The organism is Paenibacillus sp. FSL R7-0216 (assembly GCF_037969915.1).
GTDB classification, from domain to species: Bacteria; Bacillota; Bacilli; order Paenibacillales; family Paenibacillaceae; genus Fontibacillus; species Fontibacillus rhizolycopersici.
The window spans coordinates 3,978,277-3,994,776 of sequence record NZ_CP150222.1; the positions used below are offsets into that span (position 1 = coordinate 3,978,277).

The 16,500-nt window shown below is 58.0% G+C and carries 17 protein-coding genes and 1 riboswitch; of the genes, 1 reads left to right on the forward strand and 16 read right to left on the reverse strand.

Annotated elements, in window-relative coordinates:
- Window positions 1-34: 34 nt before the first annotated feature.
- The 13 genes from MKZ15_RS18175 to MKZ15_RS18235 all read right to left on the reverse strand — a co-directional run bounded on the left by MKZ15_RS18175 (window position 35) and on the right by MKZ15_RS18235 (window position 11,718).
- On the reverse strand, window positions 35-1,159 hold the full coding sequence (locus MKZ15_RS18175; RefSeq protein ID WP_193418160.1) for a glycosyltransferase: 1,125 nt from the start codon (window positions 1,157-1,159) through the stop codon (window positions 35-37).
- Window positions 1,160-1,190: 31 nt separating this feature from the next.
- The gene (locus tag MKZ15_RS18180; RefSeq protein WP_339817252.1) at window positions 1,191-2,276 is read right to left on the reverse strand and encodes a glycosyltransferase; all 1,086 of its coding nucleotides are present in this window, start codon (window positions 2,274-2,276) and stop codon (window positions 1,191-1,193) included.
- Window positions 2,277-2,454: 178 nt separating this feature from the next.
- Window positions 2,455-2,847 carry a hypothetical protein gene (locus MKZ15_RS18185; protein WP_193419149.1) on the reverse strand — a complete coding sequence of 131 codons (393 nt, stop codon included), beginning with the start codon at window positions 2,845-2,847 and terminating at the stop codon, window positions 2,455-2,457.
- Window positions 2,811-3,155, reverse strand: coding sequence for a hypothetical protein (locus MKZ15_RS18190; protein ID WP_155606286.1), 345 nt, complete (start codon window positions 3,153-3,155; stop codon window positions 2,811-2,813). The genes MKZ15_RS18185 and MKZ15_RS18190 overlap by 37 nt, the downstream gene beginning before the upstream one ends.
- Complete coding sequence (locus tag MKZ15_RS18195) at window positions 3,152-3,511, reverse strand: restriction endonuclease subunit S (RefSeq protein WP_155606285.1); 360 nt, start codon at window positions 3,509-3,511, stop codon at window positions 3,152-3,154. Before MKZ15_RS18195 ends, MKZ15_RS18190 begins: the two co-directional genes overlap by 4 nt.
- 25 nt (window positions 3,512-3,536) lie before the next feature.
- Window positions 3,537-3,824 (reverse strand): nucleoside-diphosphate sugar epimerase, encoded by a 288-nt coding sequence (locus MKZ15_RS18200; protein ID WP_193419148.1) that lies wholly within the window; start codon window positions 3,822-3,824, stop codon window positions 3,537-3,539.
- A gap of 129 nt (window positions 3,825-3,953) precedes the next feature.
- On the reverse strand, window positions 3,954-5,279 hold the full coding sequence (locus MKZ15_RS18205) for a glycosyltransferase family 2 protein (protein ID WP_339817255.1): 1,326 nt from the start codon (window positions 5,277-5,279) through the stop codon (window positions 3,954-3,956).
- Window positions 5,263-6,540: a GT-D fold domain-containing glycosyltransferase gene (locus MKZ15_RS18210; RefSeq protein WP_339817257.1), complete on the reverse strand. Its 1,278-nt coding sequence runs from the start codon at window positions 6,538-6,540 to the stop codon at window positions 5,263-5,265. Before MKZ15_RS18210 ends, MKZ15_RS18205 begins: the two co-directional genes overlap by 17 nt.
- Before the next feature lie 31 nt (window positions 6,541-6,571).
- The gene (locus tag MKZ15_RS18215) at window positions 6,572-7,303 is read right to left on the reverse strand and encodes a sugar phosphate nucleotidyltransferase (RefSeq protein ID WP_155606283.1); all 732 of its coding nucleotides are present in this window, start codon (window positions 7,301-7,303) and stop codon (window positions 6,572-6,574) included.
- 35 nt (window positions 7,304-7,338) lie between these two features.
- Window positions 7,339-8,088: a glycosyltransferase family 2 protein gene (locus MKZ15_RS18220; RefSeq protein ID WP_155606282.1), complete on the reverse strand. Its 750-nt coding sequence runs from the start codon at window positions 8,086-8,088 to the stop codon at window positions 7,339-7,341.
- Window positions 8,085-9,215: a glycosyltransferase gene (locus MKZ15_RS18225; protein WP_339817260.1), complete on the reverse strand. Its 1,131-nt coding sequence runs from the start codon at window positions 9,213-9,215 to the stop codon at window positions 8,085-8,087. The genes MKZ15_RS18220 and MKZ15_RS18225 overlap by 4 nt, the downstream gene beginning before the upstream one ends.
- Window positions 9,216-9,222: 7 nt before the next feature.
- Window positions 9,223-10,050: a glycosyltransferase gene (locus MKZ15_RS18230; RefSeq protein ID WP_193419144.1), complete on the reverse strand. Its 828-nt coding sequence runs from the start codon at window positions 10,048-10,050 to the stop codon at window positions 9,223-9,225.
- Window positions 10,051-10,557: 507 nt separating this feature from the next.
- Window positions 10,558-11,718 (reverse strand): glycosyltransferase family 4 protein, encoded by a 1,161-nt coding sequence (locus MKZ15_RS18235; protein WP_339817262.1) that lies wholly within the window; start codon window positions 11,716-11,718, stop codon window positions 10,558-10,560.
- Window positions 11,719-11,940: 222 nt separating this feature from the next.
- Here MKZ15_RS18235 and MKZ15_RS18240 point away from each other — a divergent pair, with 222 nt between their 5' ends.
- Window positions 11,941-13,065, forward strand: coding sequence for a YheC/YheD family protein (locus MKZ15_RS18240; RefSeq protein ID WP_339817264.1), 1,125 nt, complete (start codon window positions 11,941-11,943; stop codon window positions 13,063-13,065).
- Window positions 13,066-13,157: 92 nt separating this feature from the next.
- Here MKZ15_RS18240 and MKZ15_RS18245 read toward each other — a convergent pair whose 3' ends face one another.
- The 3 genes from MKZ15_RS18245 to MKZ15_RS18255 are packed head-to-tail and all read right to left on the reverse strand — an operon-like array spanning window position 13,158 to window position 16,137.
- Window positions 13,158-13,961: an energy-coupling factor transporter transmembrane component T gene (locus tag MKZ15_RS18245; RefSeq protein ID WP_155606277.1), complete on the reverse strand. Its 804-nt coding sequence runs from the start codon at window positions 13,959-13,961 to the stop codon at window positions 13,158-13,160.
- Entirely contained in the window at window positions 13,958-15,532 is a 1,575-nt protein-coding gene (locus tag MKZ15_RS18250; RefSeq protein ID WP_339817265.1) for an ABC transporter ATP-binding protein, read from the reverse strand. The genes MKZ15_RS18245 and MKZ15_RS18250 overlap by 4 nt, the downstream gene beginning before the upstream one ends.
- On the reverse strand, window positions 15,532-16,137 hold the full coding sequence (locus MKZ15_RS18255) for an ECF transporter S component (protein WP_155606275.1): 606 nt from the start codon (window positions 16,135-16,137) through the stop codon (window positions 15,532-15,534). The genes MKZ15_RS18250 and MKZ15_RS18255 overlap by 1 nt, the downstream gene beginning before the upstream one ends.
- 112 nt (window positions 16,138-16,249) lie before the next feature.
- Window positions 16,250-16,361, reverse strand: a riboswitch (TPP riboswitch).
- Window positions 16,362-16,500: the final 139 nt, after the last annotated feature.

Here is a 16,500-nt window from a genome sequence, read left to right on the forward strand (position 1 = left end):
AGGCGTTCCGGAACAGGTCTCTCAATTGCAGGGATCACCCGAAAATCACAGACAGCAACTGATCCAACCGATTGGCATACGTGTGATCCCGCAAGGTCCGATCCAATGCACGCAACGCGATTTCTCTTCTTTCTTCCTCGTGGGTCAGGTAATAGCGCACTTTATCAACCAATTCCTCCGGCGAGGAGAAGGTTACGATTTCCTCGTCCGGACGGTAAAACGAGGTTAAGTCGTCGCGCGCATCAACTAATTGGAGCGTGGCACAGGCCGAGATTTCGAATGTCCGCGGATTCGGCGATGCCGCCGGAATCCCAGCTTGGTTGTTATTGATGTACTCCTCGAACGGAGAACGGTGAAGGTTCAGGACGATTTTCGACCCGCTGTATACTTCGGAGGTCTCTACGGGCCCCATCCACTTGCCCAACTCGATCCGGTCCGAATACGCCGGGAACTCGGGCAGACGATCCCACCAGATTCCGTTGATCAATAAGCCTTGCTCCATCAGCGCGGGAAGCACCGGTTGAAGATAGATCACCCGGTTCCAGTAAGCCGAGCCGATAAAGCTCAAATTGCGACGGTGTGGGGAGGGGATCAACGTTGGCCGGTAGTGTTCCGGAAACGCTGCAAACGGCAGATAATGGACCTGGCTGCACCCGGCGGCGCGATAGGGATCGACGCAATTACGTTCAAGCGTAAATACATAATCGTAGTGAGAACTTAACGGAATGGTCAGATCGGTGTAATAAGGATCATCCGTAAACCAAACGGCGGTCGGAATCCCCATCGCCCGTACGGCGTTCAATTGCTCCGCGGGGAGCTCCAGCCCGTCGAGAGCGAGCAGCAGATCGGGTTTGTGCTGCGCAGCCAAATCCGGAATCGGGTCGCCCGGTACTGTGGCGATCAGTTCGGTGGTTAAGGTGCGGAGCGTAGACGATACCGCCTCGTCGAGCGGAGAATACGGAAAGCCTTTCCCCGAACTGACGTATAACACTTTCACTTTGCGAACCGGAAAAGCCGGCTTCGGTTGACTCACGATATAGCTGGCTCTCCCCCTAAGGTACCCTTCGGCATAGCCGTCGCGGAGCCCGTTCTTTCTTCCGCTCTCGGCCGGGTCCAAAACGGTTTGAGTCATTTGACCATCCGCTTCCTCAATAAACATAATGTCACTCCTTTTGGGGTTGGTTCTTGAACTAGCTTCCAGCGATTGCGTCCAGCAGACGACTGACCCGATCCGAATAGGTATGGGCGGCCGTCGTCGTCCACAGCGAACGCCAGGCAATCTGCCGTCGTTCTTCCTCGTGTTCGAGGTAATAACGTATCTTTGCCTCCAGCTCCACTTCATCTCTGAATGTCTCGATGTCGTAACCCGGTTGGTAATAGGAGACCAAATCGCTGCGGATGTCCGTGATCTGGAAAGCGCCGCAGCCTGCAATCTCATAGGTGCGTGGATTAATTGATCCCCCCGGGGTATCGCGTCCGTTCCGGTTATCTTGGCCGGCTTGTGTAGGCCGGTGGATGTTGAGCACGATTTTGGAGGCGTTGTAATAACGAACCGTCTCCTCGACGGGAACCCATCCCGGGCGGATAAATCGCGATAACTGTTCGTAACGGGGCAGTCGGTCCCAATGAAACCCGGCGATCAGGACCCGTTTGTCCTGCAGGAACGAACTTAAACGGTCGAACAGGCCGACTCGATTCCAAAAAGCATTACCGATAAAGCACACGTCATAGCGATATTCCGGTTTGGCCGGAATGGGCCGGAATTGGTGCGGATTGGCGGCCAACGGAAGATGGTAAACGCTTCGAACTCCGATGGACCGATAAAGCGGCACGCATTCGATTTCGTGCGTAAACACCACGTCGTAGCTTAAAGCCAGCTCGATCGAATCGTCGGTAAAATAAGGGTCATCGACGAACCAAACCGCTGTCCGAATGCCCATACTCCGAATCTGTGCCATTTGCGAGGCATGGTCGGGCGGAAAGACGTGCAGCGAATTCATGACCAGCACCAGATCGGGATGGACGCGCAGCGTCTCCTGCAGCATCATTTCCGGTGAAGCGACGACGCACTCGCGCGTGAGCTCCTTGAGTGCCGCTTGAACCCCTTCGTCGATCGCGTCGAACCCCTGGGGTACATATAGCACCCGCAGATCCACCTTTGGCCGGGTAACCGGCGGAATTCGTTCGAGTACGGCCTGGCACCCGCCATACCGGATCCCTTCTTCGTATCCGACTTGATATGCCTCGCCGTACCGATTTTCCTTGACGTTCTCCAAGGTTCTTCATCCTATCTTCGTGGAATTCTATCTTGCGTTTCCTGGGTCTTAATAAATATATGCTGAGGGGACACGTGCATCATGGACGACTACCCGCCCGCCTGATAAATTGGCGAATGCCGCCGCCCGCCGCCAAAAAGCAAAAAAAAACGCTGCCGGATCACCGACAGCGTTTCTGCTAGATTTGATTTTTATAGGCTATTTTGTGCCCGTCCTCGTAACCTTGGGCGAAGCCATTATTAAACCCTTCCTGATACGACTCATTATAAGCTTGATCGTAAACCACGGCGTCCTCAGGTGTTGCCGGCGGGACGGCAACGGGTTCCGGTACGGCAGCCGGCTCAGGAGCGGGGATCACGGCTGCGGGTACCGGAAGAGCGGCGCGACGACCTCTCCATCTTCTTCTGCTGCGGCGTGAACGCAGCTTATGCATCACCTTGCGCCGTTTGCGACGGGCAGTGGTCAGCTTGCTTCCCCGGCGCAGGGACAGCTTCCGTTTCTTACGGGGCTTGATTTTTCTCAGCGCGCGCGGTTTCACACGGCGGGTGCGCCGGAGTTTGGTTTTTGCCATCCTTCTTCCTCCTGTTCTCCTCGGGTAACGTTGTATGCTGCATAACAAGCGTCCATCATCCACGGCGGCGAAGGAGTTCCGTATTTGACGCGATGAAAAGTCAACCCGCAGACCGTGCGGGCCATCGCTTCCTGATATTTCGTTAATCTATCGATATTGCCGGCAATATGTCTGGCGGCGTCCGGAGACAATTCGGTCACATCGGCGAGGCTGCCGAGAATTCGTGCCATCGCCAGCTGGCTCTGGCTGATTGCGTCGATCAACCGTAATTTGGCCTCCTCCCCGGCCTGAAGAGGAAAGAGGGTCATTTGTTTGAATCCCCCAGATCAAAATCACCACCGAACATTCCGCTAAAATTACCGTCTAGGCTACTGTCGCCGCCACTTTCCTCGTCCTCGGGCGGCAGTATCGTTTTCAAGTTGCTGCACAGCCCGTTCTGGAGCTTGGTCAGGCCCTCGATCACCTCCACGAGCTGATCGTGAACATCCAGCGGATCGGACAGCTGCTTTTCGTGATCCTCAAAACTGCTCTCCAGCACATGATTCAATACCCAGTTGCGCACCTTCTCGGATTCAACCGCCTTGGCCTCGAGAATCATCGCGACGTTCCACTGGATCTTGGCGGCCGCATCCAGCATGTTCAGATAGGCCAGTTCCCTGCTCATGGCATCATACCCCGCTTCTTTAACCTCACTCTTCTTCATGACCTTTCATTTGTTTCATAACTATCCCCAAATTCTCTGCCATCGCCTCCTGCAAATCAGCAATGGCATTTAAGTAGGAGATCACGCTTTTGTTAATCCGGCTCGAATTCTCCAAAATGCCGGACGTTCCTTCAAACGCCGGCTCGGCATCGGGAATCGCATGCACGATCTGCGCCATGCGCACGGCAACCTGCCGCTCGGCATCGATCACCCGCGCCATCTGCTGATGAGAGTGGGCCATGTGCACGATGATCTCCGAAATTTTTTGCTCCACCCTGACTCCTCCTCGCCTAAGAACCGCCTTTCGCTTCAGGAAGCGGACACCGTCCTCTCAGATGCCCTGCCTGCAATAACATATGCCGGTACGAATAAGCGCGTTCCTGGGGAACCGGCCCTTGCCAGCCTATAAATCCTCACTAACGAGATGCGGAGGCGGCAGGATGGGCAGCCCCTCGGAATAAGCGCCCACCACGTCTTCGGAAAGTGCGATACCTGAAGGTGCAAGCCCCCACGCGTGCAATGTGTATTCGGAGATAATCTCCCGCCGCTGCCCTCGATCAATTTGATACCACCGCCCACCGCAGACGGCAACGGTGCCGTCCGTTAAGCCTGCCTCGGGCGGTGCGCTCCCGCTGAAACCAGCTAGCTGTTCCTGCGATCGGTCTGGCCCGGCCGGCAGCTGGAGCAAATCCAGCACGGACAGCCGCGTCGGCTCTGTGACCAGGGCGCCAACCTGGTGCAGCCGATGGCGAACCCCCTGCTCCAACCAGTGCACGCCCCCGTTCGCGTCCCGAACCCGTACATGGGTTGGGAAGAAATCCGCCGCCTGCAGCGTCCGCTCTCCGCGCCATGCCGGCATCCGCGCATACAGTGCGTGAAGATCCCCCCATTTCTCACGGAAGAAATGGTGATTACGGGTGTTAACTTCCTGAAAGCCTTGGGAACCCAGTCCTTTCATCGTCATGCTTCCATAATGATGGACAAAGGTGTCCCCGGCGATCACCATCTTCTTCCCCTGCAAACGCAAACGCGCGACCCAATCGTCGTCCTCAAAATTGCCGATTTCGTATCCCTCGTCAAAATAACCGATTTGATCCAATGTCGTACGCGGAAACGCAACGCAAAAGCCCACCAGCCGATCGGTCACGCGCCACTTCCGCGGATCGGAGTGGTTGTGCATAGCGGCGAAAGCCGGCATATCCGTAACCTCTTTATAAGGAACGTCGATTAACTGCTCCCCGCTGATGTAATTCGTGACGGGTCCCGCCGCAGCGGCCTCCGGAAATTGCCGGAGGCATGCCAACAACTGATCCAACCAGCGCTCCGTGACCAGCACGTCGTTATTCAGCAGCACGATCGTATTTCCTTTAGCCATCATTAAGCCGGTATTCACCGCACGGGCAAACCCCAGGTTCTGCGAATGCACCGCAAGCCTTACCCGCCCGCGCCGCCTGCGAACGGCCTCGGCCGTACCATCGGCCGATCCATTGTCGACAACGATAACCTCATACGGAGAAGACGTGTGCTGATCAATGTGATCCAAGCACTGAAGCAACAAATCTATGCGATCATAGGTCGGAATAATGATACTCGTGAATTCCTGGCCCGTACCAAACGTCCGGATGCCTTCGCGGACCCCGTATGCATAGCCGGCAGCATGCCCTTGTTCGTAGGTCCCTAAAGGACGTTTCGCCTGGTCGTTGGTGTTTCCGTCAATTTCCGTTTGCACCGGTGTGCACCTCCCCGAGTTGCGGCAGGGCCGCCTCGCCTTTTATCAGTTTGTCGGCCAGATGACCCATATCCAGCGCCACCTTGCCCAATTCTCTGGACAGCTGCGGGCAAATCATCACAGCAGCCACACCGGCGGCAACCAGAGCCAGGTCAAAATCCGGAAATTCCCGGACGCGCATGGCGACCGTCGGCACATCGGCCACGCCCTGAACCGGAGCGAGCCACCCCACAACGTTCACGCTGCGTTGCCCGAGAAACCCTGCCAGCGCCTCCGCCTGATTCCCGATCAGCAGGACGCGCCGGCCATGCAACAGTCTCGTCAAATAACCGCCGGTATTTAATTCGTAATTTATGGTCGATGTGGTCAACTGCAAAGTACGGTAATCGATCCCATAATGGTGCAGCACGGGAAACAATAACCCTTGATAGGACGGATGCCGGGATTCCGGCACCCCGATGATATCAGCGGCCCGCACGGCGGCGGCCAAAGCCTCGCGCGCGGCCGGATCCGGCAGCTGCACTCCTGCATAGGGCAAAAAAGCCCCCCAGCGGAGTGCTTCCTCGGCCCCGATCACCGTCCCGTGCGCCAAAGTGATCAGCTCCCCGTCCCCGAGGCGGACGACGGACAGCGGACGGCCGGCCCGCAGCGCCTCGTCGGCAGCGGCGAATACGCCAACCGGCGTGAGCAGCGGGTACAACCGTCCGGCAACAGCAGGGAAACCCGCGGCGATGACGTCGTCGACCCGCACCTCAGGCAGTAGCGTATGGCGCGGTATCAAGCGGCCCAGCTTCGCTTCCCCGCCTTCAAAGAAGCCTTCGCGGTAGCCTTCCTCATAAGCTGCAGCACGGACTCGCTCCGCCTCGGCTGCGAACCATGCCGCCTCGAAGCCGCCCTCCGGGACCGGGTTTAGTATCGTCGGCTCGGGCGTGGGCAATGGCGGCGGCGCTGAAGCGCTCGGGTCAGGCGCAGCGGCCGCCGCAGCCTCTACCGGATTGCCGCCAGGACTGCCCGCGATGCCCGTTCGGCTCGCTGCCGACAGGGCTCGCCGCCACACCACCGGGCGGGCCACACGGCGCCCGTTCAAGCGCCGGCGGCTTCCGCGCCGCCGGTGAAGCGCGCCCTTGGCGGGCGCGTTACGGACTACGCGGCTGGCCTTCCGACGGCCGGCGGAGCGGCGGACCGTTGCGGCCGCTTTACCCATACCTTGCCGGCGGTGGGCCTTGCGACTCCGTCCGGCTGAGTTTTCGCGTGAAGCCATCCCGTGCCTCCTTTCCGGCCTCCCTAATCGCTTAGGGAAGTACGCCTTTCATATGAATTCCGGCTTCCTGCAGCGATTCAAGCGTACCCGCGTCGCCCCACCATAGCTGGAGAACATCGAATTCCAGCATGCCGTTCTGCGCATAGCGATTGTTCACGTCCGTAATCTCCAATTCACCGCGGGCGGAACGATCGATGCTGCGGATAATGCCGAATACCGAGTCATCGTACATGTAAATGCCGGTGACCGAAAATTTGGATTTCGGTTTTTTCGGTTTTTCTTCGATATAGGCGATAAGTTCCGGTGTGTCCTCGGCAAACACCGGCACACCGTAACGACGTGGGTCATCCACCGGCTTCAGCATCACCCGGGCACTGCCTGGTGGCTGCTGCTTGAATTTCTCCACATAGGGCGTTAAATCGTCCAAAAACAGGTTGTCGCCTAACAGTACAAGGAACTTGCCGCCGGGCGGAATAAACCCGTCAGCCAACTCCAGGGCTTCGGCGATCCCCCCGGCTGACTCCTGGACGCGATACGTCAGGTTCACACCGAAGTTCTCCCCACTGCCGAGGAAATCGGCGTACAGACCAGCCGATTGCTTGCTGATCACGATGAGAATATCGGTGATTCCAGCTTGACGCAGCCGTTCTATGCCGTAACAGACCATCGGATAATTCCCGACCGGAAGCAGATGCTTGTTGATCAATCGGGTCAGCGGGTATAGACGCGTGCCGCTGCCCCCCGCCAAAATCACGCCTTTCATGAACGCTCCTCCTTTATGCCAAAGATTTGATTTTCTCATGAGATAAATTGCCAGGGATCCACTCCCCATTTCTCGATAAACCGCATACGGTTCCGTTCCAGGAGTTCATTCCACCCTTCCGGATGCTGGGCTTTAAAGCTGGAGCTGCCTTCATGGTACACCAGCGTATCCCCGCAAATGAGCAGACGGTAGCCCAGCTGCCGCGCGCGGTAGCAGTAATCGTCATCTTCATAATGTCCGGGCGAATATCCTTCGTCGAAGAGCCCCGCCCGCTCCAGTACCTCTCGCTTAAACAGCAGACACATCCCGACAAGCCGCTGGACCTCCTGCCATTTGGAAGAATCAGAACGGTTATGTTTCTCCGCCGCTTGGGCGAAATCCTCGCCTTCCACCCAGTCAATCGCAACCTGTTGCCGTCCGCTGGCGTAATTGGTCACCGGACCAACAAGGCCTACATCGGGGGCGCTGTGCAGCGCCAGCAACAAATTGGAGAGCCATCGCGGGGAGACGGCGACATCGTTGTTCAGGATAAGCAACTGATCGCCTGAAGCGACGGACAACCCCCGATTTACGGCGACCGGAAATCCTTCATTTCGCGGGAGCGCCGCGAGGATCAAGCGCTCCTTCAGGCAAAACGACGCGGTGTCGTCCTCGGAGCCGTTATCCACGACGATAATTTCGTAGGGCGTCTCCGTATATTGGCGGATCGCCTCCACACAAGGGGCGAGCAAGTGCAGTCCGTTATAAGTAGGAATGATAATGCTCGTGACACCGGTTCCGCTCATCGGGCATTCCTCATTTTCGCCAATTCACTGCGCCCGATAGTCGCGAACCGCAGACGGACGCCCTCCGTCTTCATAACCTCGCCGAGCGCTTCCATATGATCGCCGATGATCATTTGCGCGACTGCGTTGCCCGTTCCGCTGTTACTGGTGCGAATCCGGTTTTTGCGGATCACGTCCACGGAAATGGGCGCACCCGCTTTAAGACCGCGGGCTAAAGCCAGCGCCTGGGCTTTCGGAGGAACGATCAGGGCAGCGGTCCCCACCGTTTGCAACGCACGGCGGGACAAGGCGTTCGGCACCGCCGTCAGCGAGTTCGCCTTCAAATCCGGACGCCCTAACGCCAAGTTAAGGAAGGCCTTGCAGCGCGTCACCTCATCCTGTTGGGAAAAGGGCGGCAGATACGGCGACAAATCGTTTAACGCCAAGTCCACTCCCTGGTCGATCGCGATCAGGAAGGCGGCTAAATCCTCTGCGCCGACGCACAGATCCCCATCCGTGAAGAGGAGAATGTCTCCGGTGGCCGCCGCCGCCCCGATCGCTCGGCCTACGTCATGGCCCAATCGTTCAGGGAAGCTAAGCCGCGTGATCCGCGGATCCCGGTCCACAGCGGTAAAGCTGCCGTCATTGCAGCCGTTTAGAACCACGATAATTTCCTGCAACGGCAGCTTGCGAAGCTCTGCCACAACCGCAGGCAGCGTCTTCTCCTCATTGCTCGCCGTCACGATAGCCGAGGCGCTCCCGTTCAGCGGCAAAGGGAGCCACGGCGTACTCAGCCTGGCCGTATCGGCATAACCGCGGCGATACGCCAAGGAGGCTGCTAAAATAGTCGCAAAGGGACTATTGTCCAACCGTTCCGCCCGTGCCCATTCTTGAAAGCAAGCCTGCATGTGAGGCGAATCGGCCGCTGCTTTTCCTCGTGACGCAGCTGCTCTGGCACCTGCGGCCAGAGCCCTCGCTTTCAAGCGTTGAATCAAGCCGCCGGCCAGCCCCTTCCTTGCGGACGGCCGAGCCATACGGCTGCCTCTGCGGGCCAAGCTGCTCTTCATCCGGCCAGCTCTTCCTTGCGGGCGGGCCAGGGATCCGCCTTTTCGTTTCCGGCGTTGCTTAATTGATTGCTTCGCTTCCATCAAAGTTTCACCTCACCTTGCCGCGCTGCCGACCTAAATCGCCGTACCCACCGCGTGGACCCTGCTGACGGAGTAGCCAATGAATCGCCTCCAAATGATCGCCTGCCACTAGTGCCGTCAGCGGATCAACGCGTCTCCCCTTGTTCCGCACCCATCCCCGGGCAGGATTCAACTTCCCGACAGGAACGGTATGGACCGCTTGTACGTTTAACCCGAGTCGCACCGCTCTAGCCAAGGCCAGCGGCGGAACCTCCAGGGCGTCCGGTCCGACGGTTTCCACCGCCTTCCGGCTCATCGCATGAGGCACCGCCGTCAAGGAAGCCCCCCGCAGGTCGGACCGCTGCAACAAACCGTTTAGGACGTGTTTAGCCAGAACGACCGGATGGGCTTCCTTCCGACTCGCCGGACCTGAGTAGCCATTTAGCGCAACGTCAACGCCGGCTAACACCGCCTTAACATAAGGGCGTAGCTCCCGAGCGGGAATAATCATGTCAGCGTCAACGAACAGCAGCGCTTGGCCGCGTGCGGCCTCCGCCCCAACGCGCCGGCCGACATCATGCCCCAGCGGCTCCGGTGTTCCGAGCACACGGGCACCGCAGGCTTTCGCCAGCTCAGCGGTCCCGTCGGTCGATCCGTTGACGACGACGATCGTCTCACTGTACGGATGAACCCGGCCCGCCTCACGCAACACGCCGGCCAGCGTCGCCCTTTCATTCATCGCCGGGATGATGATGGATACCAGGGGGGCCTGATGATTGACCAAACGCGGTAACGTCGGCTTACGCTGAATCGGTTTACGGTTCAGTCGGATGCGCGGCTTGCGTTTTTTGACCACATCGATTTCCTCCCAAAACGTGATAATACCGGAGCATATACCACAGTGTATGTGAAGCCGGGGGGGTGGTAACGGCAAACGTACAGCTGTCCACACGAATGCGGCAAGGGCCCCGTCGCCCGATTCGTCTGCAAAATAACAAAAAAGACCCGCTTTACCGGGTCTTTAGTTAGTTGGCTATTCGTACAGTACGAGTTGTAACACCAATTTGCACCATCTTATCTGCATCGCAAAAACCGGGCATTCGCCCATGGTATTCGATTTTTCGCATACAGAACGGTGCCTACGGCCAAAAATCCGAATTCTATTCGGTTAATCCTACACCTTCTCCCGTTATGCCCCCTGAGCGGCGAATAGATATGAAAATTCAGATCCATTCGGATGAAATTACCGAAATGGCCCGATTGTATTCGGTTCTTCATATACAATACCGCCTTGCGGACGGATCCTATGTTACCCTCCGGTTTCTACGATGGGGAAGATACGTAGTCGGTGAACCGACCCGGTTCAGTTCTTTATGCTGCGACGGCTTGCGGTTGGAGTCTTAGCCTCAGCATTCCCGGCGCGAACGATGTTCACCCAACGGTCCGCAACGTGCTCCCAGCGGTAATGGCGGCGAACGATCTCTCGGCCGGCGCGGCCCAAAACTTGGCTAACCTCCTCATCTTGCAGCAGCAGAACGATCCGGTCCATTAAACTCGCATCTGGCCCTCCTGCAAGGAGGCCGTCAGCCGCAAACTCGACCACCGGGGAGTCGCTGGCATCCAGCGTCGGAACGCCTGCGGCCATCGCCTCAAGACGGGTTAACATCGACGTCGTTTCATCGCCAGGCAACAGAACCAGACAATCCCCCAAGAGATATCCATCCGCTAGCGTGCAGGTTGGGGCGGCCGGTAGACGAACGATCCGTTCCGGGAAATATGCGGTAAGCTCATGAATGGCTCGCGGCGAATTGGGGACGTCGGAAGCAAGAAACATCAGCATGGCCTCCGGCATACGATTCAAAACGTCGGAGAGCGCCGAGACAATTCGGTTCTCTTCGCCAATCGATGGCAAGCAACCGGCCAACAGGATGATCTTCCGGTCCGACCACCCCAGCTCCGCCAGCCGATGCCGGCGTTGCCGTTCCCCGTCCGGCGTCCAGCGCGGTACGTGATCCTCCAAGTTGGCCCCCGGCAGATTTACCCAAACCGGGGTGAGCAGAGAGGGGAAATGCGTTAGTAGCTCCACCTTGGCTCGTTCGCTGTTGACGATCAGGCCGTCCACGCTTTCCAGGACATGTGGGGTGCACGCTTTGGGGTGACAGGAGGGGGAAAAGACCGGAGCGGAGGGCATGGTCAACAATACGCGAGAAAGCGGAAGCCGCCCCTTCAACTGGCAGGCTAGCATCGGCCGGCCGTGTACGTCCACCGTGTCCGGACGCCACTTGCGCAGATGCCGCAGCAGCGACTCCAGGTAGTTCCGTCCCCCCGGCAGACGGTAAAAGGGGACGCTGCCGATCCAGCCTTGGGACGGCAAATGTCCGTCCGCGATACCGAAGATGCGAATGTGCAACTGCTCCGCCGCATGAGGAATCATCCGCTCAAGCACCCTCTCCACCGGCCGGTGTTTTCCTGAAGTTGCTGCAAGGGCGCCGGGTGCGATGACCGCGACTTTTTCCCGATCCATGTGAAGTCTCCCTTCTTCCCGTTACGCTAATTTCATTACCCTAAATATACGAAACCGATCCGGCAAATGTGACACCTTTACGGAAGAAGAGCCCAATTTGCCACAGACGCGCCTCTCCCGGTGATCGCCCGAAAACAGGCGGCTGTCGCAGCACAGTCGTCCACTCTTTTTACCCGGGACAACATACATTGGAGGAAGAAGCACGGGAAGGAGGACACCCACTTGAGTCAGGACACTGTCGGAATCTTGCTGAACTCCAGCATGTACCGAGGGATCCCAACGCACAGAACCGGCCAAGAGTGGATCGCAGGGTATGAAGAAACCGCGCGGGAATACGGATTAATCCCCATTTTCTTGCGTCTTGGGGGCATCGATTCGGCAGGGGATCGCTGTGTCGCGTATGTATACAACGGTATCGAATATGTAGAACAAGAGCTGCCTTTGCCGTCGGTGATCCATAATCGAGCGCTCTATCCCAGACTCGCGGCCCACAAAAAACTCCAATCCCTAAAGGACCGGGGGATCACGGTCTTTAACGTGAACAATCGTTACGGAAAAGACTTCATCCACCGCCTGCTCTGGAATGCTCCCCATCTGCGGGCGTACCTTCCGGCGGCGATGCCGCTGACCTCCGAAAACTTGCGGAGGATGATGTCTCGGCATCCCGATCTCATCTTAAAGCCGATCCGCGGCTCCGTCGGTCACGGCGTCATGCGATTGCAGTACGCACGGTCGACCGGTTGGGAACTTACTTACGCTTCGCCTATAAGCATGCGGAGATGGAACACGGTACGGCTCCACCGAAGGGAACTACCGGCATGGACTCGGCGTATGCTCCGGCGCACGCCTTATCTGGTGCAGGAGCGTATTCCGCTGGCGGAGTACGAAGGGCGCCCCATCGATCTGCGGATCACCGTACAGCGAGGGAGCGGAGGCGACTGGGGTGTCACGGGACGTTTCGCCAAAGTCGCCGCCGCAGGGAGCTTCGTTTGCAACATCGCCAAAGGCGGAGAGGCCCTGCCCGCCGAAGAACTGCTAGCCAAGGCTCTCCCGGAGGGGAGCGTTCCTTCGGCATTGGCTCACGTTGAGAACCTGGCCTTGGCGATCTCGCACCACCTGGGCGGCCGACTGCCGCTCCTCGCCGACCTGGGGCTAGACATCGGTCTAACCGAAAGCGGGCGTCCTTACTTTATCGAATGCAACGGGCGTGATCAGCGTTACGGCTTTCGCAAAGCCGGACTGCCCGAGATTTGGAAAGATTCCTATCGCCAACCCATGGCCTACGCTCGTTATTTGCTCGGGCAGCCCGAGCAGCGGAACGTTACACCGCAACGTTCATCCGAATAAGTAGGTGTTGGAGCATACCAAAGGGGCTTATACCTCGGAACCGGTCATAAGTGGTTCTCGGGAATAAGCCCCTTCGATTCATTGCATGATGATTAACGGTAACGTACATCCGCGATGCCAAACGGCGGGTAAACGACCGCAAGCGTATATGCCGCAACGGCAACGATGGCCAAGAGCAAGAGCACCAGCACATCGTACCGCGAGTAAGCAGTGCGGTAATAATAGGTGCGAGGCCGATTTCCGCTGAATGCCTTGGCTTCCATCGCAACGGCGACACGATGCGCCCGGCGAATGCTCTGAGATAACAGCGGCACGGCGTAAAGCTTGGCTTGGACGACGAGTCCGGGCAGCCCGTGCGGCCTGCGAACGCCGCGGATCAGCAACGCATTGCGACGGACAAGCAGCTCCTCCCATACCATGGGGAGTAACCGGACCGAGGCCATAAAGCTGTACGCATATTTCGGCGGCAGTTTCGCCTGTTGCATCAGCGCGTAAAACAAGGAAACCGACGGCGTAGTCAACACAAACAGCAGCCCTTCGGCGGCAAATGCCACCGCTTTGAACCCGATATGGATCCCTCGGAAGAAGCTTTCCTCGGAGATCCGGAACAATCCCCATGCCCACCAAACCTGTTCGCCTTTGCCGAACAGGATCATCGTTGCCGCCGAGGAAGCGAAGATCAACGCGAAGGGGAGAATAAGCAGGGCGATTTTCCAAAGCTCATACCCGCTAAACAGGAATAACAGCACCGTAAACAAGATCGCCTGATAAAAGATGAAGTCCAGCCGATGGGTGAATAACGTTAGCAGAAACAACAAGATCATCAAAGCCAGCTTGGCAGCCGGGTTCGCCCGGTGCAGCCACGTCTGCCGCTTCGGCGTTAGGAACCGCCTCATTTCGCCATCACCGCCTCAGTCTCGGATGGTCCAATCGGTCCGGTCGGTGTACCCGCGTTCGCCAGACGGTTCGCGGCCCGCGGGGTGATCCGCTGCGATAGGATCCGCCCCTCCCGCACCTCCCAATGTTGGGTTGCGACTCGTTCGGCGATCCGTTCCTCGTGCGTGACCATGAGGATGGCTATTCCACGGCGGCGCAGCTCTTCGCATAACTGCAGGATGGCGAACGTGTTTGCTGCGTCCTGGCCGAAGGTCGGCTCATCGAGCAACAGCAGCCGCTGCTCGCGCACCGCCGCCGCGGCCACGCTGAGGCGCCGTTTCTGGCCCAGCGACAACTGATAAGGATGACGACCCTTCAAGCCGGTTAGGCCAAATCGATTCAAGCACTCCGCCACCCGTTCGCGGATGGCTTCAACACCAAGTCCGTCTTCCCGTAGGGAAAAGGCCACTTCATCCGCCACCCGATCCGCGACGAACTGGAATTCGGGATTTTGGAAAACGAATCCGATCTCGCGAGCAGACCGCTCCAGCTGCCGTTTACGGGAACGGCGGCGCAGCTTCCCCGTCTCCATCCGCTTCCCCTGGAGCACGTACGTGCCCTCTGCCGGAAGCAGACCGATCAGGCTAAGCAGCAACGAGCTCTTCCCTGCACCATTGGGTCCCGTGACCGCGATCCAATCGCCGGGATACACGGCAGCTTGCCCGACTTCAATGACCGGACGTCCTTGCCGAAATCCGCGAAAATCCTTCAACTCCACCGTGACGGGCCCATTCGCCTCCCGGACATTCTCCGTCGGCTCAAGCAAGCGACGGCCGCCTTCCGAGGCCAAGTATTCCTCCCACACGCCAGGATACCAAATCCCAAACTCCACAAGAGCGGAACGATACGTGTCAAACACCACCTCCGGTGCGCCTTCGCCGAGTACCCGTCCGTCCGGTCCGAATAACACGACCCGGTCAACAAGTCCTAGCGCCGTCAATTCTTCGATCCGATGCTCCACGATCATTAAGGTCCGCCCCTCGGCTACCTTGGCGATCGCTTGCCAGATTTGCTCGCGCCCCAGCGGGTCCAGCAGGGCGGAAGGCTCGTCGAGCAGCAGCACCTCCGGATCGCCCAACAGGATCGAAGCGAGCGCTAATCGCTGTTTCATCCCCTGAGACAGCGAATCGATCGACACGTGGAGCTCGGGCAAATCGAGGCCCACCTCAGCCAAGGCGGCTTCCATCCGCGCGGACATCTCGGGCTGCGGTATGCCGAGGTTTTCCAGGGCAAAGGCTAGCTCCTCGTCAACATAAGGCATACAGAATTGGGTCTCGGGGTCCTGAAACAGGAAGCGCCACGATGTCGGGAGCTGCTGCGCGGACGTCCGCATCGGGATTTCCACCAAGTCCGGGATGATGCCGGACAAGACCTGAAGCAGCGTCGATTTCCCGCATCCGCTGGGGCCCAATAGCAGCACATGTTCTCCGCGTACAACCGAGAAATCCAAATCCTTGAACACGAAATCGGCCTCACCGGGGAACTTCAACCGCAGCCCCTGCACCTCTGCGGCCGCCATGTCCTTCCGCATCAGTCGTTCAGCGCCGCGTAGTCCTTCGGATCAACCGGCCGCAGCAGGGTGGTGACTCCTGTCGCTTCTACGGCTTTTACCACGGCGTAAGCGAAGTAACCGCAGATCAGCGCAGAGCTGACCGCGCGCATGGCATATTTGGCAGTCAAGAGCCAAGGCTCATAATCCTGCACGTAGCCATAGAAGAAATCCGGAATCACCGATCCAACAGCGGCCCCAATTCCGGCCAGCGCTGCGACGGAGCCGGAGAACTTCCGGTATCGGAACGCGGCGAATACCAGTTCCGCTCCCAAGCCTTGCAGCACGCTGTATAGAACGAGCTGAATGCCCCATTCGCTGCCGAACAGAATCTCCACATGGGCCGCCGCAATCTCGGCAATCAACGCTACCCCCGGTTTACGAATCAGCAGGAATACCAGTGTTGCGGCCAGGAACCACATCCCGTACACCAGTTCATCCGCCTGGAAGAACAGGGGCGAGAACAAATTGTACACCGAACTCCAGAAGTGGTACACCACGCCAAGCACAAGCGAGACCAGCACCGTTACCAACAGGTCGCTTAGCTTCAAACCGCGGCCCATTTTTTTTTGAATAACTTCCGACATCTCCATCTCTCCTCTTGATTCTTCAATTTAAATTCCCATCGCATACGTAAAAAAACCGCCTGAATAAGCTCAGACGGTGGTCAGGTCACGAGGGCGCGTAAAAAACGCAAGACATCCCGGACGATCGATTCTCTACGCTGGCATTATCCAGATCAGATTAACGGTCCGCGGCGCCATATGCCGCTATCTCAGCCTGATTTGCTCAAGCCCCCGTATCCCTATGCGATTGTTATTAACATACACCAACCTAGCCTCGGCATCAAGCATCAATTTGTACAAATTTGTCATCCGGGGTTACAGGCCGCTGTATTGATTTCGGCCCTGTTCTGTGTCAAGATTAGCGGAAGTGGCAACGAATTCATC